The sequence below is a fragment of the Streptomyces populi genome (genome assembly GCF_002911015.1).
In the GTDB taxonomy this organism is placed as follows: Bacteria; Actinomycetota; Actinomycetes; order Streptomycetales; family Streptomycetaceae; genus Streptomyces; species Streptomyces populi.
Window position 1 is genome coordinate 25,359 of record NZ_KZ626904.1, and the last position, 21,891, is coordinate 47,249.

The following is a 21,891-nucleotide window of genomic DNA, read 5'->3' on the forward strand; positions in this document are numbered from 1 at the left end:
CACTTTTGCAAGCAGGTGCTTGCAAAAGTTAGCGAGAGTGGGGCAAGGTGGGGGCATGGCATCGCTCAACGTCGGCAATCTCGGTGAGTACCTGCGGGAGCAACGGCGCACCGCGCAGTTGTCCCTGCGGCAGCTCGCCGACGCCGCCGGGGTGTCCAATCCGTATCTGAGCCAGATCGAGCGCGGGCTGCGCAAGCCGAGCGCGGAGGTGCTCCAGCAGGTCGCCAAGGCGCTGCGGATCTCCGCCGAGACGCTGTACGTGCGGGCCGGCATCCTCGACGCCGAGCGGGACCGGGACGAGGTGGAGACGCGGGCCGTCATCCTCGCCGATCCCACGCTGAACGAGCGGCAGAAGCAGGTGCTGCTCCAGATCTACGAGTCCTTCCGCAAGGAGAACGGATTCGAGACCGCTCCCGACGTCGAGGCGCCCGGTACCGACGTACCCGGGACCCAGGACATACCGGACGCCCAGCCGTCGCAGGATACCGCCGTCCGCGGCTCCCGCACGGCCGACGGCAGCGATGCCGGTCCGCAGCAGACCGCGAGCTGACCACCTCGCGGATCACCAGAACCTCAGCCGAAAGCGACTACGGGAGGACCATCGCCATGGCCATCACCGACGACATCCGCAAGGCCGCCACGGACCCGACCCCGCTCTACTTCCTCGCCGGCACCGCCGACCTGGCCGTGCAGCAGGCGAAGAAGGTTCCCGGCATCGTGGAGCAGATCCGCGCCGAGGCCCCGGGGCGGATCGACACCGTGAAGAACATCGACCCCAACGCCGTCCAGGAGAAGGCCACCGCCCGCGCCAAGGTGGCGCAGGAGAGCCTCCAGGCCAAGGTGACGGAGCTCCTCGGCACCCTCGACACCGACCTGAAGAAGCTCGGTGAGTCCGCCCAGGACTTCGCCCTGCGCGGTGTCGGCGTCGCCGCCGAGTACGCCGTCAAGGCGCGCGAGACGTACGAGAAGGTCGCCGAGCACGGCGAGCAGACCGTGCGGACCTGGCGCGGCGAGGCCGCCGAGGAGATCGAGGAACTCGCCATCGTCGTCGAGCCGAAGGCCGAGCCGGTCGAGGTCAAGGAAGAGGAGAAGCCGGCGGCCGCCGCCGAGGACGCCCCTTCCAAGAAGAGCCCGGCGAAGAAGGCCCCGGCGCGCAAGCCGGTCGCCAAGAAGACGACTCCGCCCGCGAAGTAGGCGCGTGGGGAAGCGTGATTCCGCCGTGCGCGGACGGGGCCGGGCACTCTCTGAGTTCCCGGCCCGTTCTCCGGGTACGGTGGCCGTAGAGACGACTCGATCCGGGCGGTGGACATTGTGCTGATGACGGCATTCGGCGGTCTGATGTGGCTGATCTTCACAGCCATGCTCGTGCTCGCCGTGGTGGCGCTGGTGCTGGCCGCCGTCGCCCGCGAGGACGCCTACCGCGCCGCCGACAAGCAGAACAAGATGTTCTGGCTGATCATCCTCGGTATCACCGTGGCGGTGAACCTGCTGGTACCGATGCTCTTCCTGCAACTCGCGGGCCTGGTCGCCACGATCGTCTTCTTCGTCGACGTCCGCCCCGCCCTGCGCCAGGTCTCCGGCGGCGGCCGGGGCCGCGGCAGCAGCAGCGACGGCCCGTACGGTCCGTACAACGGCGGCAGGTAGATCCTCTGCCCCAGTCCGCTGCGCAAGCAGCGGACTGCCCGCATCCGGAGCTTCGCCCCGGCCCCCCGCTCCTCAAACGCCGGAGGGGCTCAATTTTCCCAGCCACGATGCACCTGCACCCGGGTACGCACGGCCCCGCCCCCCACCGCACCGGCACCGAACCTGGTGACGCCGGCGCGAGCGAACCCGCTACGGGTTCCGGTCCAGCAACACCACCGCGACGTCGTCCGCCAGCTCCCCGCCGTTGAGTTCGCGGGCCTCGTTCACCGCCGCGCGCAACAGGTCCTCGCCCTGGAGCCCCTGCGCGAGCTGCCGCCGGACCATGTCCACCATGCCGTCCAGGCCCAGACGTTCCTTGCCCACACCGGTGTGACCCTCGATCAGGCCGTCCGTGTAGAGCATCAGGCTCCACGCGGCACCCAGCTCCACCTGCATCCGCGGCCAGCGGGCGTTCGGCAGCAGACCGAGCGCGGGCCCGTTGTTCTCGTACGGCAGCAGCTCGGCGGGCCGGCCCGGACGGGCGATCAGCGGTGACGGGTGACCGGCCAGGCAGAGCCCGGCGCGGCGGCCGTCCGGCGCGATGTCCACGGTGCACAGCGTCGCGAAGATCTCGTCGTTCTCGCGCTCGTGCTCCAGGACCTGCTGCAGCGTGGACAGGAGCTCGTCCCCGCACAGGCCGGCGAACGTCAGGGCGCGCCAGGCGATGCGCAGTTCCACGCCGAGCGCCGCCTCGTCGGGGCCGTGCCCGCAGACGTCGCCGATCATCGCGTGCACCGTGCCGTCGGCCGTGCGCACGGTGTCGTAGAAGTCGCCACCGAGCAGCGCGCGGGAGCGGCCCGGACGGTAGCGCGCGGCGAAGCGCAGCGGGGAGCCCTCCAGCAGCGGGGTCGGCAGCAGGCCGCGCTCCAGGCGGGCGTTCTCCTGGGCCCGGAGCTTGGACTCGGTGAGCCGACGTTCGGCCTTGTCGGAACGTTTCCGCTCCACCGCGTAGCGGATCGCGCGGCTCAGCAGCCGGCTGTCCAGCTCGTCACGGAAGAGGTAGTCCTGGGCGCCGACGCGCACCGCCTCGGTGCCGCGCTCGGCGTCACCGGACGCGGTGAGCGCGAGGACGGCGTGGCCGGGTGCGAGCCGCAGCACGTGCTTGAGCGTCGCCAGTTCGTCGGCGCCCTCCGCCGCCCGGCCCGGCGCGGGCAGCGCGAGGTCGAGCAGGATGCAGTGGACGTCGTCGGTGAGCAGCCGCTCGGCCTCGGTGAGGTTGCGGGCGGTACGGACCCGGACCGGCTTGCCGGCCGCGTCGAGCATCTCGGGCACGCCGAGCGAACCCGCCGGGTCGTCTTCGATGACCAGGAGGGTCAGATGGGTGGCGCCGGTGACCGGGGCCGTGGTGCGAGCTTCCGGTGTCGGACCGGCGGGGCCGCCGGTGGTGTCTCCGGATGGGCCGCCGGGCGAGAACACGGCTTGAGCCTGACCACTCTCCACGGCCGGGATCGCTCTCTGCCGCGGTACGGGTGCGGGCATCGTCTGGGTTCCTTCCCTCCCCCCGAGGGCGTGGTGGGCGAAGGACCTCGACCCACCGACGGGGACCATAGCGCCCGCCGGTGCCGCAGCGGAATGGCGTACGGCGCGGCGTCGGGCAAAGGGCCCGCGTCATATGCCGCATCCCGTAACGCATTTGGACAGGACGCGCCCCCACCGGGGATGACGAAGGTCACGTCCCCGGGTCCGGCGAGCCGGGACGACCGTGCGGTGCGTCACGTGCGGTCCGTCACGTGCGGTCCGCCACGCCTGCGCAGGCACGTCTATGCCGTCACGCCTGCGCCGTCACGCGTGCCGCCTCCCGTGGCGCACGGCGCCGGACAGCCCGACGGAGCGGCTCACGCGTCCGGTCGTACGACGCCCAGGATCCGCATCGAACCCGCCCCCGTGATCGTCACCGTGCGTCCCGGGCGCGGGGCGTGCACGATCGCGCCGTCCCCTATGTACATCCCGACGTGGCTGGCGTCGTCGAAGTAGATGATCAGGTCGCCGGGGCGCATGTCCTTGACGTCGACGTGCCGGAGCTGCTTCCACTGCTCCTGCGAGGTGCGGGGGATGGGGTGCCCGGCGGCCGCCCACGCCTGGGAGGTGAGCCCCGAGCAGTCGAACGTGCTCGGGCCCTCGGCGCCCCACTCGTACGGCTTGCCGATCTGGTCGGTCGCGTACTTCACGGCCTTCTTGCCCTGTTCGGAGGCGTCGCTCTTGATGTCCGCGAGGACGCCGGAGCCCAGCCAGGCCGACTGCGCCTGGCGGGCGGCCTCCTCCTCCAGCTTCGCGAGCCGTTCCTTCTCCTTCTTCTCCAGCCGGGACTCCAGCTTCTCGGCGTCGGAGATCCGCTGCTTGACCTTCTTCTTGGCCGCGGCCTTGGCCTCGCGCTCGGCCTCCAGCTTCCGCCACTGCGCGGAGGCGTCCTTCGCGTACTGCCGCAGGTCCTGCTGGGTGCGCGTCATCTCGTCCAGCAGCCCATCGGTGGCGTGCTCGCCCTGCCGCACCCGTCCCGCGCCGTCCAGGAACTCCTGCGGGTCGTCGCTCAGCCACAGCCGAGCCTCGGGCGGCAGCCCGCCGCCCCGGTACTGCGCGCGGGCCGCGGCACCCGCGCGGTCCTTCAACTCGTCGAGCTTCGCCTGTCCCTTGACGATCTCCTGGGCCAGGCCGACGATCTCGGCCGACTGCTTCTCCACCCGCTCCTCGGCGGCGTTGTACGCGTCCGTGGCGACCGCCGCGTCGTGGTAGAGCTTGTCGAGCTTCTTGCGGACCTCTTCGAGGTCCTTGTTGCTCACGGGAGGCGGGGTCGCCGCGGGGGTTCTGGTCGGTGCCGGTTTGGGTTCCGGGCTCGCGTAGGCCGTCCCCGATGACGCCAGTACCGCGCAGACGCATGCGCAGGCCAGGGCCATGGCCGCCGTGGTCAGGCTCCGCTTGCCGGATCCCATTACTCCGCCCCCCAACTGATTTACCATCAGTAACATACGGATGCCTGAGGGATCGTGCCATGTCGGCGCGCAATGTGACAGAGCCGGGCGGGAACTCCCTTCCCCCGCGCGCGAGGCGGGCAGGAGTTCCCTTCCCCGACGCCCGCTTCGGCATGGCGATCTCATCCCCCGCCTGTGTGACGTGCGACTCACCGAGATCGTTCCCCGCGGGCCACGTGCCGGTCGTCTCCCGGCCGCCCGGGCCGCCCGGGCCGGGCGTCTCCGGGCCGATCCGGTCCGCCGGGACCGGCCGTCGGCCCCACCCGCCGGGCCCGTGGCGCTCCGTCAGACGCGGGGCGCCAGCGCCGCCCAGCGCACCGTCACTTCTCCCTGGCGCCAGCGGGTGATCCCGTCCACGACCGGCCAGTCGGCCCTCAGGTCGCGGACCGTGCGTATCCAGCGCTGCCTGGCGCCGTACGAGGCGTACGGCGCGGCGGCCGCCCAGGCGCGGTCGAAGTCGCGCAGGAAGGCGTGCACGGGCTCGCCCGGGACGTTGCGGTGGATGAGTGCCTTCGGCAGCCGCTCGGCCAGGTCGGACGGGCGGTCCAGGGAGCCGAGCCGGGTGGCGAAGGTGACCGTGCGCGGACCTTCCGGGCCGAGGGCGACCCAGACGTGCCGGCGGCCGATCTCGTCGCAGGTCCCCTCGACGAGCAGGCCGCCCCCGGAGCCGGGGTCCGCCGGGGCCAGCCGTGCGCAGAGCCGCCCCCAGACCTCGGCGACCTGCCCCTCGTCGTACTGGCGCAGCACGTTCGCCGCCCGGATCAGGTGCGGCCGGCCCGGCACCGGGACCTCGAAGCCGCCGTGCCGGAAGGCGAGGCCCTCGCGTTCGTACGGGAGGGCGGCGGCGACCCGTGCCGGTTCGATCTCGACCCCGAAGACATGGGTGCGGGGTGCGGCGGTGCGCAGCCGGGCCAGCAGTTCGACCGCGGTCCAGGGCGCGGCGCCGTAGCCGAGGTCCACCGCCACCGGCTCCGGTGCCCTGCGGAGTTCGGCGCCGTGCACCGCCGCGATCCAGCGGTCCATGCGGCGCAGGCGGTTGGGGTTCGTCGTCCCGCGCGTCACCGTGCCCACGACGGGGGTGCCACCGCTCGAGCGGAGCCGAGAGTGGGGGAGGGACGTGGCGCGGGCTGTCATGCGTACGAGAGTAGGCGGCCGGGGCCCGGCCCGGTGGCCCTGTGGACGGCCCGCGCCCGCTCCCGGACCGCTGTGGAAAACCTGGTGGGCCGGGACGGGCCGGGGAACCCGGGCAGGGGAGCAGCGGAGCAGACACATCCACGGATCGAACGGTTGAGCGATCAAGGGTAATGATTCGGCAAAGGGGAAATGGGGTGGGCGGCTCCGGCGTTCCACCTCGTGGAGGGCGTGACACGTCCTCCGACCGGCATGCCCGCAGCAAGGAGGATCGCCACGTGAGCCAGTACGTCAGCAGGCTCGGGCGCCGCTCTCCGGCGGCATCCTCGCGGCTCAGGCTGCACCGCAGGCCCCGCCGCGTTGCGATGCTCTCCGTGCACACCTCGCCCCTGCACCAGCCCGGCACGGGCGACGCGGGCGGCATGAACGTGTACATCGTCGAACTCGCCCAGCGGCTCGCCGCGATCAACATCGAGGTCGAGATCTTCACGCGGGCCACGACCGGGGCACTCCCGCCGGCCGTCGAGCTGGCTCCGGGCGTCCTGGTCCGGCACGTCGACGCGGGCCCCTACGAGGGCCTCGCCAAGGAAGACCTCCCCGCCCAGCTGTGCGCGTTCACCCACGGCGTCATGCAGGCCTGGGCCGGTCACCGCCCCGGCTACTACGACCTCGTGCACTCGCACTACTGGCTCTCCGGCCACGTCGGCTGGCTGGCCGCCGAGCGCTGGGGAGCGCCCCTGGTGCACGCGATGCACACCATGGCCAAGGTCAAGAACGCGGCGCTGGCCGAGGGCGACACCCCCGAGCCCGCCGCCCGTGTCATCGGCGAGACCCAGATCGTGCGCGCCGCCGACCGCCTCATCGCGAACACCGCGGAGGAGGCCGACGAACTCGTGCGCCACTACGGGGCGGAGGCCGGCAGCGTCGCCGTCGTCCACCCGGGGGTCAACCTCGACCGCTTCAGGCCCGCCGACGGCCGTGCCGCCGCCCGCGCGCGGCTCGGCCTCCCGCAGGACGCCCTGATCCCCCTCTTCGCGGGCCGCATACAGCCCCTGAAGGCCCCCGACGTGCTGCTGCGCGCGGTCGCCGTGCTGCTCGACGAGCGGCCCGAGCTGCGCGGCCGGATCGTCGTCCCCGTGGTGGGCGGACCGAGCGGCAGCGGGCTGGCCAAGCCCGAAGGGCTCCAGAAACTGGCCGCGCGGCTGGGCATCGCCGACGTCGTGCGGTTCCGTCCGCCCGTCGGACAGGACCAGCTCGCGGACTGGTTCCGGGCCGCGTCCGTGCTGGTCATGCCCTCGTACAGCGAATCCTTCGGACTGGTCGCCATCGAGGCGCAGGCGGCCGGCACACCGGTGCTCGCGGCCGAGGTCGGTGGCCTGCCGGTGGCCGTACGCCACCAGGAGACCGGCTTCCTCGTGCACGGTCACCACCCCGCCGACTACGCGCGCGTGCTGCGCGAGTTCGCCGACGACGAGACGCTCGTGGACCGTATGGGGGCCGCCGCGGCGCGGCACGCGGAACGCTTCGGCTGGGACACCGCGGCGGCGGCCACGGCGGACGTGTACGCGGCGGCGGCACAGGACCACCGGCGCCGCCTGCGGGCGCACCACGCCTGACGCCGGTCTCCCGCGTCCGACCGCGCGCCGCGTCCCGGGGCGGGTCGCGTACGCTCGGCCCATGGCTGACGCAGCGTCGATCATCGAGCGGGTCCTCACCGAGGCCGAGCTGGAGTGGGAGAGTCCCGGGACGGGCTCGTACGTCGTGAAACTGCCCGGCACCCGCAAGCTCTCGACGACGGTCTCGCTGATCGTCGGCAAGCACTCGCTGTCGCTGAACGCGTTCGTGATCCGCCACCCCGACGAGAACCACGAAGCGGTCCACCGCTGGCTCCTGGAGCGCAACCTCAAGCTCTACGGGGTCGCCTACGCGGTCGACCCCCTCGGAGACGTCTATCTGACCGGCAAGCTGCCGCTGGCCGCCGTCACCCCGGAGGAGGTGGACCGCATCCTCGGGTCCGTCCTCGAAGCCGCCGACGGTGCCTTCAACACCCTCCTGGAACTCGGTTTCGCCTCGGCGATCCGCAAGGAGTACGCCTGGCGGGTGTCCCGCGGGGAGTCGACGCGCAACCTGGACGCGTTCGCGAACCTGACCCGGCGCCCCACCACCTGACCCCCGCGTCCCGGGCGACCGCTCCCCGGCTCACGGGCGTGCGTAGCGTCCCGGGGTCACCCCCACCAACCGGCGGAAATGCCGGGTGAGATGGGACTGGTCGTGGAAGCCGGTCAGGGCGGCCACCTCACCCGGCGGGCGTCCGTCGAGGAGCAGACGGCGGGCGCGGTCCACCCGGCGGGACGTCAGGTACTGGTGCGGGGCGATGCCGAACGCGCCGCTGAACGCCCGGACCAGGTGCGCGGGATGGGCGTGCACGAGCCGGGCGGCCTCCTCCAGGGAGATCCCCTCCACGACCCGTTCGTCGAGGAGTTCGCGCAGCCGGCGGGCGAGCGGCCGGTCGGCGTGCCGGGCCTGAGGGGCCGTCCCGGGGCGGAGCAGTCCGCGCACCCGGTCCGCGATCAGCGTCAGCCTGCTGTCGGCCTCCAGCTCGTCCCCGGGGTGGGCGAGCGCCGTGTGCAGCCGGGCGACCCGGCGCCGCAGTACGGGATCCGCCAGAGCGGGCCCGTCCACCGCGGGTCCGATGAGGTCGTCGGCCAGACGTGAGCCGTCGAGGTAGAGGACCCGCTTGCGGAAACCGTGCTCGGTGGCGGGAGCGCCGTTGTGGGGGATGTGCGGCGGCAGCAGCGTCACCGTGTCGCGCGGGGTGCCGTGCTCGTGCCGGTCGAGGTCGTAGCGGACGGCGCCGTCGTCGACGATCAGCAGGGTCCAGGCCTCGTGCACGTGCATCGGGTACGCGTACCCGGTGTAGTGCGCGTGGAAGACCTCGACGACGCCGGGGACACCCGGGCGCCACGCGGACGTCTCACGTTGAGGGGGCACGCAAAGAACGTACAAGACGACGGCGTGCGCCGGTCGGCAGTCTCGATGCATGAGCAGCGAGAACGAGACGAGCCCTGTCGGCGTCGACGTGAGGGGCGGAACGAGTGGGCCCGTGCCCGGTGCGGTGGGTGGCGCGAGCCTTCCGGAGGCCGCACCCGTCCGCTTCGACACCAAGATCACCGTCGTCCTGCGCGACGACCTGGAACCCTGGCAGCGGCTCAATGTGACCGCCTTCCTCGTCAGCGGCCTGGGGACGACCGTCCCCGAGGTGGTCGGGGAGCCGTACGAGGACGCCGACGGGATCTCCTACCTGCCGATGTTCCGGCAGCCGGTCCTGGTCCTGGAGGCCTCGAAGGAGACCCTGACCGCCGCCCACGGCCGCGCGCTGTCCCGGGCGCTGCCGCGGGCGGTCTTCACCTCGGACCTCTTCGCCACGGGGAACGACCGGGACAACCGCGCGGCCGTACGGGCCGTGCCGACCGGAGAACTGGACCTGGTGGGACTCGCGGTGCACGGGCCGCGGAACGCGGTGGACAAGGTGGTGAAGGGGGCGCGGATGCATCCGTGAGGCCGCCCTCCGGGCCGTCGGCGAGGGGCTCTCGTGGTCCGGGGTCTCGGGCGCCGACGCTTCCGGCGGGCTCCCCGGGCTCGGGCGTCCGGGCCGGGCTCCCCGGGCCGGGGACCCTCGGCCCGGGGAGCCCGCCGGCCCGGGCCGGCGGCCCGGGGCACTGGGCCGGAGGACCGTTCGGGCCCGGACCCGTCAGGTCTGAGCCCTGTCAGGTCTGAGCCCCGTTAGGTCTGAGCCCCGTCAGGCCCGGGTGACCTCGGCGCGGGGTGCTCCGGCGGGCGTGTCGGTGGCGGCGGGCCCGGCACCGGAGCCGGAGTCGACCGCTCCCTGCGAGGACTCCCGTACCGATTCCTCTGCCGGGAGCCCCCGCATGAGCAGCGCGTACCCGAGCCCCGCCGCCGTGCCGACCACCGCGCACAGCCCCCAGAGCCAGGCCGCGCCGAAGCGGTCGATGACGACGCCGGACATCACCGGGGCGACGAGCGAGGCGAGGGCCCAGGAGAGGGTGTACATGCCCTGGTAGCGGCCGCGCCCGTGGACGGGGGAGAGGCGGACGACGAGACCGGTCTGCGTCGGGGCGTTGACGATCTCGGCGAGGGTCCACACGCAGACGGTGAGCGTGAAGGCCCCGACCGACCCGGCGAAGGCGGTGAGCCCGAACCCGTACCCGGCGAGCAGCGACGAGATCACGAGCAGCGACTTGGGGTCCCGGTGCTCGATGAAACGGCCGACGGGGATCTGGAGCGCGACGATCATGAAGCCGTTGACGGCGATCGCCGTGCCGTAGTCGGCCGGGGTGAAGCCGGCCCCGCCCATGGCGACCGGCAGTCCCACGGAGCCCTGCTGGAAGACGAGGGCGACGAGGAACGACAGCCCGACCACGCTCATGAACCGCCCGTCGCGCAGCACGGTCCCGAGCCCGACCGCGGCCTCCGCCTCCTTGGCGGCCCGCACCGGCTTGGACTCCGGGAGCTTTGCGAAGACGACGAGCGCGCAGGCGAGGGTCATGCCGGCCTCGATGAGGAAGCCCGCCAGGTAGCTGAACTCGGCGATGAAACCGGCGCCCATCGAGGAGAGGGCGAAACCGAGGTTGATGGCCCAGTAGTTGAGGGAGAAGGCGCGGACCCGGTCCTCGGGCCGGACGATGTCGGCCATCATGGCCTGCACGGCGGGCCGGGAGGCGTTGCTGGCCATGCCGACCAGGAAGGCGACCGCGGCGATGGCCACCGGGTCGTGCATGAAGCCGAGCAGCGCGACCGAGCCGGCGGTCGACACCTGCGCGACGAGCAGCGTGGGGCGCCGCCCGAACCGGTCGGTCATGACACCCGCGACGAGCGAGGAGATGACACCGCCGAGGCCGTGCAGCGACGCGACCAGACCCGCGTAGGAGGCGGAGTAGCCGCGGTCGAGGGTCAGGTACAGGGCCATGAAGGTGGCGACGAAGGCCCCGAGCCGGTTGACGAGGGTGCTGGTCCACAGCCACCAGAACTCGCGGGGGAGCCCGGAGACGGTCTCCCGGACGGCACGTCTCATGACGGCGGCTGGCATGGATCCCCCACAGATGTAAGCGGCTCGAGCGGTGAGCACAACTTACGAGCTGGCCTCGTCCGAGAGCCACTCGATTAACAGATGCCGTCAACTGAACGGCGCCGGAGCGGGCGGGGGACGGCTGTACGGGGGCTCCGGTGTCCGACTGATGGCCGGAGGAGCGAGCGGTCGAGGGGTTCGATTACGCTCGGAGCCATGGCCGACGCACCGTACAAGCTGATCCTCCTCCGCCACGGCGAGAGCGAATGGAACGCGAAGAACCTGTTCACCGGATGGGTGGACGTCAACCTCAACGAGAAGGGCGAGAAGGAGGCAGTCCGCGGCGGTGAGCTGCTGAAGGACGCCGGCCTGCTGCCCGACGTCGTCCACACCTCGCTCCAGAAGCGCGCGATCCGCACCGCGCAGCTGGCGCTGGAGGCCGCGGACCGCCACTGGATCCCGGTCCACCGCAGCTGGCGCCTGAACGAGCGTCACTACGGCGCCCTCCAGGGCAAGGACAAGGCCCAGACGCTCGCCGAGTTCGGCGAGGAGCAGTTCATGCTGTGGCGCCGCTCGTACGACACCCCGCCGCCGGCGCTCGACCGCGACGCCGAGTACTCCCAGTTCGACGACGCGCGCTACGCGGCGCTGCCGCCGGAGCTGCGCCCGCAGACGGAGTGCCTCAAGGACGTCGTCGTCCGCATGCTCCCGTACTGGTTCGACGGCATCGTCCCGGACCTGCTGACCGGCCGTACGGTCCTGGTCGCGGCCCACGGCAACTCGCTGCGCGCCCTGGTCAAGCACCTCGACGGCATCTCCGACGCCGACATCGCGGGCCTGAACATCCCCACCGGCATCCCGCTCTCCTACGAACTGGACGCCGACTTCAAGCCCCTCAACCCGGGCGGCACCTACCTCGACCCGGAGGCGGCCGCGGCCGCGATCGAGGCGGTCAAGAACCAGGGCAAGAAGAAGTAAGCCCGACTGAAGAAGCCCCCTACCTGCTGTTTTGTTGGCAGGAGGGGGCTCTTCTGTGCCCGTGGGCCGTGCACGGGCCGTCGCAGTCAGATGCGGTGGAGCCTCACTCGAACTGACACCAGGAAGGCCAACGGGAGGGCGGCGGCGGGTTCCGCGCCGACCCGCACGGCAAGGGCCGCGCCACCGAGGCCGATGAGGCCCAGAGGCAGCTCGCGGGGGATGAGGTCGATACGCAGGCCGCGTCGTGGCACCATGGGATCCTTCGAGGGATGCATTACTTCTCCTATCGCACTGGTGAATAAGCATGCCGACGGAGGCGAGGGGCCGCTCATGCCTGTGAGCGGCCCCTCTTGTTCTCTCGGCGGCTTAACGGACTTTAGCGGTCTAATGCGAGACCCCACAAACCCGCAGCTAAAAGCCTCGGTGTCGTCGTATCATTCCGTTCTTGCAGCGCCGAGGGGGCGCGGTGGGTAGCTCCTCCGATGCCCAGGATCAAGGCCACCTACGAAGAATCGTAGGTGGCCTCTATGGGGCGAGAGTGAGTGCTGTCATGCCAGCCTGACCTGGCAGTCCGGGTCCTCAGGCGGCCAGACGGCGGGTCCGTAAGGGTCAAATGCTAGCTTCGCAATGTTGGAAGCGGCGGAGCATTCGCGTGTGGTGATTTCAAATGCTAGCTTCGCAATGTTGGAAGCGGCGGAGCATTCCCGTGTGGTGATTTCAAATGCTAGCTTCGCAATGTTGGAAGCGGCGGAGCATTCACGTGTGGTGATTTCGAATGTTAGCTCGGGTAATGCTGTGGAGACCTCATTGTCGTACTGGGCGGCGGACGTAACGCTCGGTGTGCCTTCCTCAGGCGAACACGGCAGCAATCGCCTTCCGGGTACGTTCCTGGCTAGACGGCATGAGGTGCGCGTACACGCGGAGTGTCAGCCCCGGGTCTGAGTGCCCCAGGTACTCGGCCAGGGCCTTGATGTTCTCCCCGGCGTCTAGGAGCACCGACGCGTAGAAGTGCCGGAGTGCGTGCATGCCGTTCTCGCGGGACTCGGCGTGCGGCTGGCCGCGTTCGGGGGCTGGGATCACCCCGGCGCCGGCCAGCGCCCGCTTCCACGCCTCCTCGTTGAGCGACGTGCGCCAGACATGGCCCCCGCGCGGTCCAGTGAAGATCAGCAGCTTCGTCACCGGGGGACCGTCCGCTACCTTCCACGGCAACGTGATCTCGACCGGAGGGAACTCCTTCATGTGCGCCCGGAGGGCGTCAGCGACCGGCCCGGGAAGCGGGACGTCCCGAAGCTTGCCGCCCTTCGGCGGTGCGAACACAGCCTTGCTGCGGCTCAGCTTGAGCTGCTGGACCACGTGAAGCATGCCCGCCTCGAAGTCGATCGCGTCGACGGCGACACCGAGGATCTCGCCCTGGCGCAGCCCGCAGCCACCGCCCAGATCGACCATCGCCCGGAACCGCTCAGGCATGGCGGCGCGAACGGCGAAGACCCGTTCCGGCGTCCACGGCTTGACGCGCTTGGTGTCGACAACCGGCGGCCGGACCGAGCGAGCCGCACACGGATTGCGGGGGAGGTGCCCGTCATCCACGGCCGCGCTCAACGCAGCGCGCACATTGGAGTAGATCGTCCGGGCGTACGAACCCCGGACACCGTTCTTCTGAAGCTGCCGCACCCAGTCGCGGATGTGGGCGGGTTGAAAGGACCCGAGGGGGCGCGTACCCAGATACGGGAAGGCGTGGAGTCGAAGCTGCGACTCCATCGAGGCCTGCGTGTTCGGGTCAGCGCCCTGGGCCTCCACCCAGCGTTCGGCGTACTGCTGGAAGGTGATCCGGGCCGCGCGAGGATCGATGTACTGCCCGCGCGCCATGTCCGCCTCGATGTGGGCGAGCCACTGATCGGCAAGCCTCTTCTGCCGGTCGGGAAAGCTCTTGGCCTTCTCCGTACCGTCCGGACCGACGTAGCGCGCCCGGTAGCGAAGCCCAGAGCCGTAACGCTCGCTCTTGACCTTGCGGACCCTGCCGTCCGGACCCGTCTCGCTCTTGTACCAGCGGTCTTGGATGTGTCCGGCCATCAGGCAACAGCCCCTTCCATCAGGGACTCGACCCAGGCCCGGACGTCATCGGGGTCGTAGCGCAGATGCCGGCCGACCCGGAAGCCGCGGGGACCGGTGCGCTTCCGGCGCCACTGGTAGACCGTTTCGATCGGCACGCCCAGGAGTTCGGCGACATCCAGAGGCGTGAGGTACCGCCGTGGAAGGGGGCGCGGCTCGTCGGGAGCCCGCGCCACGGTAAGGCGCCGCTCAGCCATGGGTTGGTTCTCCTTCTGTTCCGGGGGCGGGTTCGAGGGATGCGGCGAGCCAGGCTTCGGCGGCGGACAGGCCGGTTCCGGCGAAGACCCAGTGCGAGACGACGAGGGTCGTGTCCGTCTCGCCCTCGGTCGCTGCTGCGGCTTGCGCGCGGCGCCATTCGGCGCGGGCGGTGCGGAGGGCGCCGAGGGTGGTGGAGTAACGGCGGGACTTGGTGGAGAAGTGGCCGCGGAAGCCGAGCATGTGGGCCCAGGCCCGGAGCCGGAGATCCTCCAGCTCCTTGCAGGCCCCGAGCGTCCAGGCCGTTCGGATCAGCCGGCGGGCGTGATCGCTGATGTCGAGCTGGGCGAGTTCGGCGAGGAACTTCAGTGGGCGGTCGAGAGCTCCCGTCGCGGTCTCGGCACCCTTGGTGGCGTACTTGGCGATGTACGAGGCCACGGCCCGCTCGGTCAGTTCCTGGCCGCCGTCGAAGTCGGCGGAGCGGATGGTGCGGACGTCGAGCTGACGGCCGAAGGCGAAGGTGTGGGCACGTCCGCCGATGACCGGGCCGTCCACGCGGACGTGAGCGGCAGCGGCGCCGATCGCGTCGGTGAGCAGTTCGGCGGTTGCCCAGGCCGGAGGCAGGGTGTCGCCGCCTCCGGGACCGTCGATGCGGATCACGGCGTGGAAGTGGACGGCTCCGCGCTTCTGGTACTCGGCGACCTTGGCGAACGAGACCCGGGCGTACTGGCGGAACGCGCGCTGTGAGAGTCCGGCGCGCTTGGCGACCTCGCGGCGCAGGTAGGTGGAGAAGCGGCGCCAGAGCGGACCGGCGTGGGCGTTCCAGAGGACGGCGGCTTCGTAGTCGTAGGTGTCCGGGTCGAGCGGGGTGCCGAGTGCGGCGTCGTCCTGGTCGTGATGGACGCCGCATCGGCAGCGGCGGACCGAACCGGCCGGGCCGGTGCGGCGGTTGTGGACGGGGCCAAAGCTCGGGGCGGTGAAGGTGGCGAAGACGCGGGGGTGCGCGGCGACGCGTTCCGGGACGCCCTTGCCGCCGCGCAGGCCGGAGGTGATCAGGTGGAAGGTGTCGCGGCGGTAGACCTCGGCGCAGGCTTCGCAGCGGGTCGCGCGGCGGTTGTTGCAGCGGACCAGGAGGTGACCGGCCGGGAGGTCGGCGGAGTTGAGGCGGTGGAGGACGGTGCCGATCTCACCGGTGCGGGTGTTCACGTCGTACTCGGTGCGGTGGCCGTCGAGGCGGATCGGATGGGTGCAGCCGCCGAGGCCGGAGAGTTGGCGCAGCAGTTCGGGCATGGTGCCGAGCGAGGCCAGTTCGGCGAGTTCGGGCAGCGGGGGCGTGGAGCGGGCGATGATGGCTTTCTCCTTCTGGCTTCGGCTAGGAGGGGTAGGGCCCCCGGGGCGGCGGATGCTTGGCGGTATCGAGGCCGTCCCGGGGATCTGTCGTTCAGCGGCTTTCAGCGGCTTTCAGCGGCGGTGCTGGTCGCGGAGCATCGAGCGCAGGACCACGGCGGCGATGGCCACGGAGATGGCCGTGACGGCGACGGCGGCCAGGAGCGCAGTGAGGACGACTCCGCCGGCGAGGACGGTCGCGACCGCTCCGGTGCTGATGGAGATCTGCGGGACCGCACGTCGTACGGGCGCCGGATCGGCCGGGGTGTGGCTGTACGCGGGCGGCGGGGTCGGGTTGTCGGGGTACTTGGGCAGAAACACAGCGAACCTCTCCTTGCCTACTCGTCTAGTCGTGTGAGCCGTTTATGACGTCCACGCCGGAGCGCGTGCCGGAGTCGATGGCCGGGGCCATGAAGGTGCGCGAGAGCAGGAATCCGAACAGAGCGATCACGACGACGATCCAGGTGCGGACACCGAGGAACTTGATCGCTCCCCAGGCGATGAGCCCGAGGACGAGGACAAGCGGCAGGCTGACGGTCACGGGGGTCAGGTCCTTTCAGCGGACGGGGCAGCGGTGGGTACGGGCGGCGAGTTCGGCGGCGGCGCGGCTGTCGTAGTCGGCGGAGAAGCCACAGCGCGGGGCGGTGCAAGCGGCGGTGTGCTTCTCTCGGCCACGACCGTCGTAGGACGTGCCGACCTGAACAGGGCCGATGCGGGTGACGGAGCGGAAGCGGCGGTTGCTGGGCACGGATGATCTCCCTTTCGTTGTCTGCTCGTCTGACGTGCGCGAGGTGGTGTAGACAGGTGGCATGTCACGCACAACACGAGGTCAGATCGCCCTCGCCATGAGCGCATTGGTACTTGGCCTCGCATGCGTGGCGGGTCACTGGTGGTTGGGCGAATCCTGGGCCACCGTGATCACCCTGGCCTGTCTCATAGCGCTGTTCGATCTGGCCGCGGTGGGAGTTCAGCGACGGCGGCGGAAGCGGTAGCGCCTGCCGCCGGAATCCGCCTTCAGAGGTGCGCGGCGATGGCTTCCGCCATGGGTGCCGGGACACCGAGGCGGGCCCGTAGGGCCGGGACATCGATGGGCGTGCCAGTGCGGGTGCGGTGTTCAGCGGCGACTTTGCGAGCGTGTTCGATGAGGGCGGCTGGGACCGGTACAGCGGAGGGCTTTCGCGTCGGTTCGATGACTGGTTGAGGGGCCGATTCGGGCGAGGCTTCGGGACCGTCCTCCTCGCTCTTGACGGCCTCGTTGTGGGTCTCCGCTGTCACTGCTGGCGCTGAGTGGGCGAGCAGCGTGCCGCCGAGGAAGGCGACCGCGGGCCAGCCCGCGACGAGGATGCGGAGCCAGGCCGGGACCTGGTCGAGGTCGAGGAGCCCGGCGGTGGCGACGTTCGCGCCGAGGGACGCGACGAGCGCGATGACGAACCAGCACCACCCGGCAGCTTTCGCGTCGCCAGTCCGCAGCCGTCGCCAGGCCGCGACGAGCAGCAGGTCGACGGAGACGGGGTACGCCCATGCCTTCCAGCCGTCTTGACCGGCCGCCGAGGCGACGTCGTGCAGGTGGGCGAAGGACAGCGCCGCGGCGATGACCGCTTGGACGAGCACCGCGTCGATACGGGCCAGTTGGGCACGCATGCCGCAGCTCCTTCCGGATTCAGGCATGGCAGGGGTAGGGATGTGGCGCGAGACGGTCACGCCGGCCGAGAGGGAGCGGGAAAGCTCAGTCGGTCACAGGGCGAGGCTGGACAACCGGGGCCGGAGACTCGACCGGGCGGACGGGCACATCCGGTCGGAAGGGCTTGAGCGCGGGCAGGTCGGGCACCAGGTGCGCCGACTCGCGGCAGACCTCGGCGGCGTCGCCGAGCGAGAGGTACGGCGTGCGGATGCGGGACCAGCCGCCGGAGGAGTCGCCCGCGACGGCGAGGCCAGGGCTCTCGGGTGCGATGGCGCAGGCGGCGGAGACCGCTTCAGGGGCGATGTCGCCGAGGGCCATTTTGGCGGAGGCTTCGTCGTTGACGCGGTGGCAGACACGGCCGGTCAACTGGGCCCGGAGCATGGTCGCGCCCTTGCCGAGTTCGGCGCCGAAGCGCTGCCCGCAGACCTCCAGGTAGATCCCGGCGGCGCGGCCGAGCTGGGCGAGGCGGATGAGCTGGGTGACCATTTCGTCGCGCCGTTCCTCGTCCTTGCGGGTAGCGACGAGGAAGAGTTCGGCCACCTCGTCGACGAACAGCACGATCGGGACAGGGCGTTCGTCCTCGGGAAGCCCCCAGACGTCCGAGGTGATCTCCTCGTCGGGCGTACCCGGGGCGAGTCCCTGACGGGCCTTGATCAGTTCGTACCGCTCCTCCATCTCTTGGATGAGCACGGGCAGCAACTCGGCCGCCTGCTCGGGGTCGGTGGCGAGAGCGGAGAGCCGTGCGGCGAAGGGCGAGAGCTCCACGCCGCGCTTGCAGTCGATGCCGACCAGGGCGACGGGCTGAGGAGCGAGTCCGGCGACGAGGTGGCGCAGGTACATGGACTTGCCGGAGAGCGTTGCTCCGAGGGTGAGTTGGTGAGGGATGGCGCGGTAGTCGCGTACGAACGGAGTGGCGTCCTCGCGCAGGGCCACGGACACTTTGAGGAGCCCGGACGCAAGCTTGCGAGGCATCCGCACGCGCCGCAGGACGTCGAAGCCGACGAGCCGGAGTTCGACCACGCCGGGCTTGACCGTGCTGACGTACACGGCGTGAACTCCCCAGGCGTGACGCAGTCGTTCGGCCGATGCGGCCACGTCCGCCGGCTCTTGCCCTGGAGCGAGCCGGAGGCGAAGACGTAACCCGGTCGACGTGGGACGGATGATGCCCCGCCGGGGCGGTACGGGCCGGACCTCACGGCGGGTGGTGGCCTTGACCGCCAGGACCCGCAGCCGCGACGGAGCCACGGTCAGACTGCACGCCTCCATGACCGAGCCGTACGAGCCGAGCAGTCGTGCCGTGGAGACCGGCAGACCGACCGTGGACCAGTAGACGCCGGGGTGCTTGGCCCGGGCGTAGGCAGCCCCGCCGCCGAGCGCGGCGACAGGACCACCCACCTCCAGAAGCGTTGTCAGGCCGGTCATCAGGCCGAGGCCCCCATGACGGCCGGGAACATGGCCGGGGTGACGGCGGCGGAGCGGTAGGCGATGCCATGACGCTGCTGCCCGTTGAACACGCTCTCCCACGGCCGGGCCACCAGCCCCGGCAGCGAGACCGGCGCTCCGAGCGCGAGCCCTTCGGACACCCCGCTCTCGGGAACGGTGACCTTGATCAGGGATGACTCCCCTTCCTCGATGTAGACGACGCCGATCGTCATCAGGGCCTCGCCACTGACGGCGTCCTTCGCGATCTCGCCGGTCTGACGGTCACGGACCTTGGGCTCGGGCGCCTCGGTGAGCAGGATCGTCGCGGCCGAGGTCTCCACACGGATGGTGCGCAAGGCTTCTTCCTATCTACTCGTCTAGACAAGATACAGTCTTCGAACCCGATGACTTCGGGAACGCCAACCACACTGCCACACAACTTGCCCACTCGTCTATACGAGTAGGGCTGTTGGGGTGTACGAGTCCGAAAAGTGGCCTCGCGCACCGCCGATCAGGTCGCCGGGAGCTGGTAGTTGAGGACGTACGCGTCCGCCGCCATGACGGTGTCGCAGACCTCCACGGCGCGTCCCTCCGTGTCGAAGGCGGTGCGGATGAGGTGAATCACCGGCACGCCGGAGGCCAGCCGGAGCGTCTTGACCTCGGTCGGCGAGGGCATCCGGGCACGAATCTCCTCCTCGAAGTGGTCGAGGTGATGACCCAGCTCCTCAAGCCGGGCGTAGATGCCGCCGGGGCCGGGGTTGGGTTCGGCGATCTGCGTGCCGCGGGCGATATCGAGCGGGAGATACGAGGTGGCGAACTCGACCGGCCGGCCGTCGAGCAGGTATCGGCGACGCCGAGCGAGCACGCGACGCACGGAGCCGAGCCGGGTGGAGATGTCCTGACTGGCTTTCTCCTCCTTGACCTCAAGGCTGTCCACCTGCGGGTGACTGCCCGCGGCGTCCGCCTCGACGATGAACGCCGCCTTTCCCTGCTCGCGGTGACGCCGGGCGAAGCGGTCGGAGGCCAGCCGGCGGACGGGCGGTCGCGGCCGGACGAAGACGCCCTTGCCGTGTTCGGCGGCGACCAGGCCCTCGCCCTGGAGGATGGAGAACGAATTGCGGACGGTCATCCGGGAGACGCCGTAGTGCTCGACGAGTTCGGCCTCCGAGGGGAGCTTTTCGCCCTCCTTGAATCGCCCACGGTCGATGGCCTCGCGCAGCTGGTCAGCGATCTGCCGGAACACCGCACGATCGCTCGTGGGGTCCAGATCGCCGAGCAGGGACGGAAGTGAGGTCACGAGTACTCCTTTAGGTATCTAGACGAGTGGGCGAGTGTTGTTGCTACCGTGGAGAGCCTAGCCAGCCGAGAGGGCCGAGGAACGTGAGCACTGACCGTCCGCACTCCGTGAGCGTTGCCGGAGTCATCGTTGACGACCAGGGCCGGGCTCTCTTGATCCAGCGGCGCGACAACGGTCAGTGGGAACCGCCGGGTGGTGTTGTCGAGCGGGAGGAAACCCTCCCCGAGGCGCTTCAGCGCGAAGTCCTCGAAGAAACCGGCATCAAGATCGCGCTTCCCGCGACCCTCACCGGCGTCTACAAGAACATGACGGGCCTGATCGTCTCTCTGGTCTTCCGCTGCGAAGCCGCCGACGGCTCGCCCACCACCGGGGACGAGACCCGCGCGCTGCGTTGGGCCACCCGCGAAGAAGTCACCGACCTCGCCGACGAGGCGTACGCGATCCGCGTCCTGGACGCACTCGACGCGGCATCCCCGCCGGCCATTCGCGCCCACGACGGCGTGAAACTCGTCTAGCCCGAACCCGCTGCACATGGCGGCCTACCAGCATGAAGGAACTTGTATGCACGAGTATACGAGCACTGCGCGGGTCTGGGGACTCACTTGTCCAGGATTTCCGGAAGAGGTGAGCAGGGCCCGCCGCTGGACCCGCGACATCCTGCGCGACTCGCCCTTAGCCGAGGACGCGGAGCTGATCGTGAGCGAGCTGAGCGCGAACGCGATCCTCCATACGGCCAGCGGCAAGGAATCGGGCAGCTTCCATCTCGCGCTCGCGGTCTCCTCACAGGTGATCGCTCTCTCGGTCACGGACGACGGAGGCACGGGATCCGCCCCGGCCATCGGGCACCAGGACCAGGAGGCTGAGCACGGCCGGGGGCTGGGCATGGTCAGCGTGATCGCACACCGGGTTCTCGTCCACGACAGCGACGGCGGCCACACGGTCACCGCGGAGCTCTTCACCGGGGCCTGCAGGGGAGGCCACCCGTGCTGATGGACAAGCCGCGGCGCGGCTACTGGTGCGAGTGCTGGACCCGACACTTGGACGACGAACAGCCGCCGATGCTCTTTGGCTCCTACGACGCGTACACCGAGGTCGAGGCGAACAGCTGGGTCTCCACGATCTTGCGGACCATCTCGCCGGCCCTCGACACGGACACCTCGCAGGAAGCGTGGGGACAACTCCACGACCACCGGGTCAACACCCGACGAGCCTTGATCCGCCGCGTGCCGTGGACAGTCTCAGTCACCCACGCCCGCACGCTCATCACCTGGATGGTGAGCCCGGTGACCTACCTCCCTCTCGCGCACCGTATCGGCGTCGAACTTCCCTCATGCACAACAGACTTTAAGCCTCGCGACAGCGGTCCACCTGCGGTGACCGTCTGAATGGTCGCTAAGGTGCCCCGCATGACAGAGCCAGGGCAGGACAGGCGAAAACCCACTCAACTGAGCGAGCTGACCGACGTGTACGGCTTCTTGGACCAAGTACGCCTGCATCCGGGCGTGTGGGTGCGCGGGGGCTCGCTTCTGCATCTGGAGTCCGTGCTGTTCGGATACCAAGCGGCCCTGAGTGTCCACGGCATCGATGAAGACTCCGACTTCTCTACCGGGAGCCAGGGACCGTTCGCTGACTGGTTGTGGACCAGACTGGCCATGCAGTTCCCCAGCGCGCTGGGCTGGGCAGTGGAGATCGAGCGCGCGGCGGAACAGGCTGGCAAGCCTGCCCTGGAGATGTTCTTCGAGTTGCTGGACGAGTTTCGCGCTTCCAACAACGGCGCCCAACTCCCGTCCAGGCCAGGCCGTCAAGCATCAAGCGGGATCGGACAGCCTCACGCGACCGTGTCTAGTCCCAGGTGATGTTTGACGTTCTGGTCCCAGGTGATGCTTGACAGTGGGCCTAGACAACATGGGAAGCCCCGTGGGGCTTGTTCGCTTTCACGTTACGGACCGGGACGTCG

At 70.4% G+C, this 21,891-nt stretch carries 27 protein-coding genes; 11 read left to right on the forward strand and 16 right to left on the reverse strand.

Annotation, left to right across the window (positions count from 1 at the left end; translation table 11 throughout):
• Window positions 1–55: 55 nt before the first annotated feature.
• The 3 genes from CW362_RS27770 (at window position 56) to CW362_RS27780 (ending at window position 1,644) form a co-directional block, all read left to right on the forward strand.
• Window positions 56–550, forward strand: coding sequence for a helix-turn-helix domain-containing protein (locus CW362_RS27770; protein ID WP_103552324.1), 495 nt, complete (start codon window positions 56–58; stop codon window positions 548–550).
• 56 nt (window positions 551–606) lie between these two features.
• A complete protein-coding gene (locus tag CW362_RS27775; protein WP_103552326.1) occupies window positions 607–1,194 on the forward strand; it encodes a hypothetical protein in 588 nt (195 codons plus the stop codon).
• A 117-nt stretch (window positions 1,195–1,311) separates the two neighbouring features.
• Entirely contained in the window at window positions 1,312–1,644 is a 333-nt protein-coding gene (locus CW362_RS27780) for a DUF2516 family protein (RefSeq protein ID WP_103552327.1), read from the forward strand.
• Between the two features lie 189 nt (window positions 1,645–1,833).
• Here the strand turns inward: CW362_RS27780 and CW362_RS27785 are convergent, their stop codons facing one another.
• The 3 genes from CW362_RS27785 to CW362_RS27795 all read right to left on the reverse strand — a co-directional run bounded on the left by CW362_RS27785 (window position 1,834) and on the right by CW362_RS27795 (window position 5,720).
• Window positions 1,834–3,162: a PP2C family protein-serine/threonine phosphatase gene (locus CW362_RS27785; RefSeq protein WP_103552329.1), complete on the reverse strand. Its 1,329-nt coding sequence runs from the start codon at window positions 3,160–3,162 to the stop codon at window positions 1,834–1,836.
• Window positions 3,163–3,518: 356 nt separating this feature from the next.
• Window positions 3,519–4,610, reverse strand: a complete 1,092-nt coding sequence (locus CW362_RS27790; protein ID WP_103552330.1) for a C40 family peptidase — start codon at window positions 4,608–4,610, stop codon at window positions 3,519–3,521.
• A 324-nt stretch (window positions 4,611–4,934) separates the two neighbouring features.
• A complete protein-coding gene (locus CW362_RS27795) occupies window positions 4,935–5,720 on the reverse strand; it encodes an SAM-dependent methyltransferase (RefSeq protein ID WP_103552332.1) in 786 nt (261 codons plus the stop codon).
• 338 nt (window positions 5,721–6,058) lie between these two features.
• On the opposite strand from CW362_RS27795, the gene mshA reads away from it, so the two are divergent.
• Both mshA and CW362_RS27805 read left to right on the forward strand, forming a co-directional pair.
• The gene (gene mshA / locus CW362_RS27800) at window positions 6,059–7,396 is read left to right on the forward strand and encodes a D-inositol-3-phosphate glycosyltransferase (protein WP_103552333.1); all 1,338 of its coding nucleotides are present in this window, start codon (window positions 6,059–6,061) and stop codon (window positions 7,394–7,396) included.
• 61 nt (window positions 7,397–7,457) lie between these two features.
• Window positions 7,458–7,949 (forward strand): type III secretion system chaperone family protein, encoded by a 492-nt coding sequence (locus CW362_RS27805; protein ID WP_103552334.1) that lies wholly within the window; start codon window positions 7,458–7,460, stop codon window positions 7,947–7,949.
• Between the two features lie 30 nt (window positions 7,950–7,979).
• Here CW362_RS27805 and CW362_RS27810 read toward each other — a convergent pair whose 3' ends face one another.
• Window positions 7,980–8,822: a helix-turn-helix transcriptional regulator gene (locus tag CW362_RS27810; protein WP_103552336.1), complete on the reverse strand. Its 843-nt coding sequence runs from the start codon at window positions 8,820–8,822 to the stop codon at window positions 7,980–7,982.
• On the opposite strand from CW362_RS27810, the gene CW362_RS27815 reads away from it, so the two are divergent.
• The gene (locus tag CW362_RS27815; RefSeq protein ID WP_103552337.1) at window positions 8,821–9,339 is read left to right on the forward strand and encodes a DUF2000 domain-containing protein; all 519 of its coding nucleotides are present in this window, start codon (window positions 8,821–8,823) and stop codon (window positions 9,337–9,339) included. The two genes, CW362_RS27810 and CW362_RS27815, sit on opposite strands and share 2 nt — an antisense overlap.
• A 240-nt stretch (window positions 9,340–9,579) precedes the next feature.
• On the opposite strand, the gene CW362_RS27820 is transcribed toward CW362_RS27815, so the two are convergent.
• Window positions 9,580–10,887 (reverse strand): MDR family MFS transporter, encoded by a 1,308-nt coding sequence (locus tag CW362_RS27820; RefSeq protein ID WP_206301068.1) that lies wholly within the window; start codon window positions 10,885–10,887, stop codon window positions 9,580–9,582.
• 195 nt (window positions 10,888–11,082) lie between these two features.
• On the opposite strand from CW362_RS27820, the gene CW362_RS27825 reads away from it, so the two are divergent.
• Window positions 11,083–11,844, forward strand: coding sequence for a phosphoglyceromutase (locus CW362_RS27825; RefSeq protein WP_103552340.1), 762 nt, complete (start codon window positions 11,083–11,085; stop codon window positions 11,842–11,844).
• Window positions 11,845–11,930: 86 nt separating this feature from the next.
• Here the strand turns inward: CW362_RS27825 and CW362_RS43860 are convergent, their stop codons facing one another.
• The 11 genes from CW362_RS43860 to CW362_RS27875 all read right to left on the reverse strand — a co-directional run bounded on the left by CW362_RS43860 (window position 11,931) and on the right by CW362_RS27875 (window position 19,934).
• The gene (locus CW362_RS43860; protein ID WP_167455641.1) at window positions 11,931–12,098 is read right to left on the reverse strand and encodes a hypothetical protein; all 168 of its coding nucleotides are present in this window, start codon (window positions 12,096–12,098) and stop codon (window positions 11,931–11,933) included.
• A gap of 595 nt (window positions 12,099–12,693) precedes the next feature.
• On the reverse strand, window positions 12,694–13,914 hold the full coding sequence (locus CW362_RS27830) for a tyrosine-type recombinase/integrase (protein WP_103552341.1): 1,221 nt from the start codon (window positions 13,912–13,914) through the stop codon (window positions 12,694–12,696).
• Window positions 13,914–14,150, reverse strand: coding sequence for a helix-turn-helix transcriptional regulator (locus CW362_RS27835; protein WP_103552343.1), 237 nt, complete (start codon window positions 14,148–14,150; stop codon window positions 13,914–13,916). Before CW362_RS27835 ends, CW362_RS27830 begins: the two co-directional genes overlap by 1 nt.
• Window positions 14,143–15,438: a replication initiator gene (locus CW362_RS27840; RefSeq protein WP_103552344.1), complete on the reverse strand. Its 1,296-nt coding sequence runs from the start codon at window positions 15,436–15,438 to the stop codon at window positions 14,143–14,145. The genes CW362_RS27835 and CW362_RS27840 overlap by 8 nt, the downstream gene beginning before the upstream one ends.
• Before the next feature lie 171 nt (window positions 15,439–15,609).
• Entirely contained in the window at window positions 15,610–15,855 is a 246-nt protein-coding gene (locus tag CW362_RS27845) for a SpdD protein (RefSeq protein WP_103552346.1), read from the reverse strand.
• A gap of 25 nt (window positions 15,856–15,880) precedes the next feature.
• Entirely contained in the window at window positions 15,881–16,075 is a 195-nt protein-coding gene (locus tag CW362_RS27850) for a hypothetical protein (protein WP_103552347.1), read from the reverse strand.
• Window positions 16,076–16,090: 15 nt separating this feature from the next.
• Entirely contained in the window at window positions 16,091–16,282 is a 192-nt protein-coding gene (locus CW362_RS27855) for a mobile element transfer protein (protein ID WP_103552349.1), read from the reverse strand.
• A gap of 266 nt (window positions 16,283–16,548) precedes the next feature.
• Entirely contained in the window at window positions 16,549–17,175 is a 627-nt protein-coding gene (locus CW362_RS27860; protein ID WP_103552350.1) for a DUF2637 domain-containing protein, read from the reverse strand.
• 85 nt (window positions 17,176–17,260) lie between these two features.
• Complete coding sequence (locus CW362_RS27865; protein ID WP_103552351.1) at window positions 17,261–18,637, reverse strand: FtsK/SpoIIIE domain-containing protein; 1,377 nt, start codon at window positions 18,635–18,637, stop codon at window positions 17,261–17,263.
• Window positions 18,637–18,993: an SCO3933 family regulatory protein gene (locus tag CW362_RS27870; RefSeq protein WP_103552353.1), complete on the reverse strand. Its 357-nt coding sequence runs from the start codon at window positions 18,991–18,993 to the stop codon at window positions 18,637–18,639. Before CW362_RS27870 ends, CW362_RS27865 begins: the two co-directional genes overlap by 1 nt.
• A 155-nt stretch (window positions 18,994–19,148) precedes the next feature.
• The gene (locus CW362_RS27875) at window positions 19,149–19,934 is read right to left on the reverse strand and encodes a GntR family transcriptional regulator (protein WP_103552354.1); all 786 of its coding nucleotides are present in this window, start codon (window positions 19,932–19,934) and stop codon (window positions 19,149–19,151) included.
• Window positions 19,935–20,041: 107 nt separating this feature from the next.
• On the opposite strand from CW362_RS27875, the gene CW362_RS27880 reads away from it, so the two are divergent.
• The 4 genes from CW362_RS27880 to CW362_RS27895 are packed head-to-tail and all read left to right on the forward strand — an operon-like array spanning window position 20,042 to window position 21,790.
• Window positions 20,042–20,449, forward strand: coding sequence for an NUDIX hydrolase (locus CW362_RS27880; protein WP_103552356.1), 408 nt, complete (start codon window positions 20,042–20,044; stop codon window positions 20,447–20,449).
• A gap of 46 nt (window positions 20,450–20,495) precedes the next feature.
• The gene (locus CW362_RS27885; RefSeq protein ID WP_103552358.1) at window positions 20,496–20,924 is read left to right on the forward strand and encodes an ATP-binding protein; all 429 of its coding nucleotides are present in this window, start codon (window positions 20,496–20,498) and stop codon (window positions 20,922–20,924) included.
• Window positions 20,924–21,319, forward strand: coding sequence for a hypothetical protein (locus CW362_RS27890; RefSeq protein ID WP_103552366.1), 396 nt, complete (start codon window positions 20,924–20,926; stop codon window positions 21,317–21,319). Before CW362_RS27885 ends, CW362_RS27890 begins: the two co-directional genes overlap by 1 nt.
• Before the next feature lie 21 nt (window positions 21,320–21,340).
• Window positions 21,341–21,790 carry a hypothetical protein gene (locus tag CW362_RS27895; RefSeq protein WP_103552367.1) on the forward strand — a complete coding sequence of 150 codons (450 nt, stop codon included), beginning with the start codon at window positions 21,341–21,343 and terminating at the stop codon, window positions 21,788–21,790.
• The last annotated feature ends 101 nt before the right edge of the window (window positions 21,791–21,891 follow it).

Coding starts and splice junctions, on each gene's coding strand:
- CW362_RS27770 (WP_103552324.1), top strand. CDS start 56: ATGGCATCGCTCAACGTCGGCAATCTCGGTGAGTACCTGCGGGAGCAA.
- CW362_RS43860 (WP_167455641.1), bottom strand. CDS start 12,098: ATGGTGCCACGACGCGGCCTGCGTATCGACCTCATCCCCCGCGAGCTG.
- CW362_RS27820 (WP_206301068.1), bottom strand. CDS start 10,887: ATGCCAGCCGCCGTCATGAGACGTGCCGTCCGGGAGACCGTCTCCGGG.
- CW362_RS27885 (WP_103552358.1), top strand. CDS start 20,496: ATGCACGAGTATACGAGCACTGCGCGGGTCTGGGGACTCACTTGTCCA.
- CW362_RS27835 (WP_103552343.1), bottom strand. CDS start 14,150: ATGGCTGAGCGGCGCCTTACCGTGGCGCGGGCTCCCGACGAGCCGCGC.
- CW362_RS27810 (WP_103552336.1), bottom strand. CDS start 8,822: ATGCATCGAGACTGCCGACCGGCGCACGCCGTCGTCTTGTACGTTCTT.
- CW362_RS27865 (WP_103552351.1), bottom strand. CDS start 18,637: ATGACCGGCCTGACAACGCTTCTGGAGGTGGGTGGTCCTGTCGCCGCG.
- CW362_RS27890 (WP_103552366.1), top strand. CDS start 20,924: ATGGACAAGCCGCGGCGCGGCTACTGGTGCGAGTGCTGGACCCGACAC.
- CW362_RS27860 (WP_103552350.1), bottom strand. CDS start 17,175: ATGCGTGCCCAACTGGCCCGTATCGACGCGGTGCTCGTCCAAGCGGTC.
- CW362_RS27895 (WP_103552367.1), top strand. CDS start 21,341: ATGACAGAGCCAGGGCAGGACAGGCGAAAACCCACTCAACTGAGCGAG.
- CW362_RS27805 (WP_103552334.1), top strand. CDS start 7,458: ATGGCTGACGCAGCGTCGATCATCGAGCGGGTCCTCACCGAGGCCGAG.
- CW362_RS27790 (WP_103552330.1), bottom strand. CDS start 4,610: ATGGGATCCGGCAAGCGGAGCCTGACCACGGCGGCCATGGCCCTGGCC.
- CW362_RS27785 (WP_103552329.1), bottom strand. CDS start 3,162: ATGCCCGCACCCGTACCGCGGCAGAGAGCGATCCCGGCCGTGGAGAGT.
- CW362_RS27825 (WP_103552340.1), top strand. CDS start 11,083: ATGGCCGACGCACCGTACAAGCTGATCCTCCTCCGCCACGGCGAGAGC.
- CW362_RS27775 (WP_103552326.1), top strand. CDS start 607: ATGGCCATCACCGACGACATCCGCAAGGCCGCCACGGACCCGACCCCG.
- CW362_RS27815 (WP_103552337.1), top strand. CDS start 8,821: ATGAGCAGCGAGAACGAGACGAGCCCTGTCGGCGTCGACGTGAGGGGC.
- CW362_RS27830 (WP_103552341.1), bottom strand. CDS start 13,914: ATGGCCGGACACATCCAAGACCGCTGGTACAAGAGCGAGACGGGTCCG.
- CW362_RS27840 (WP_103552344.1), bottom strand. CDS start 15,438: ATGCCCGAACTGCTGCGCCAACTCTCCGGCCTCGGCGGCTGCACCCAT.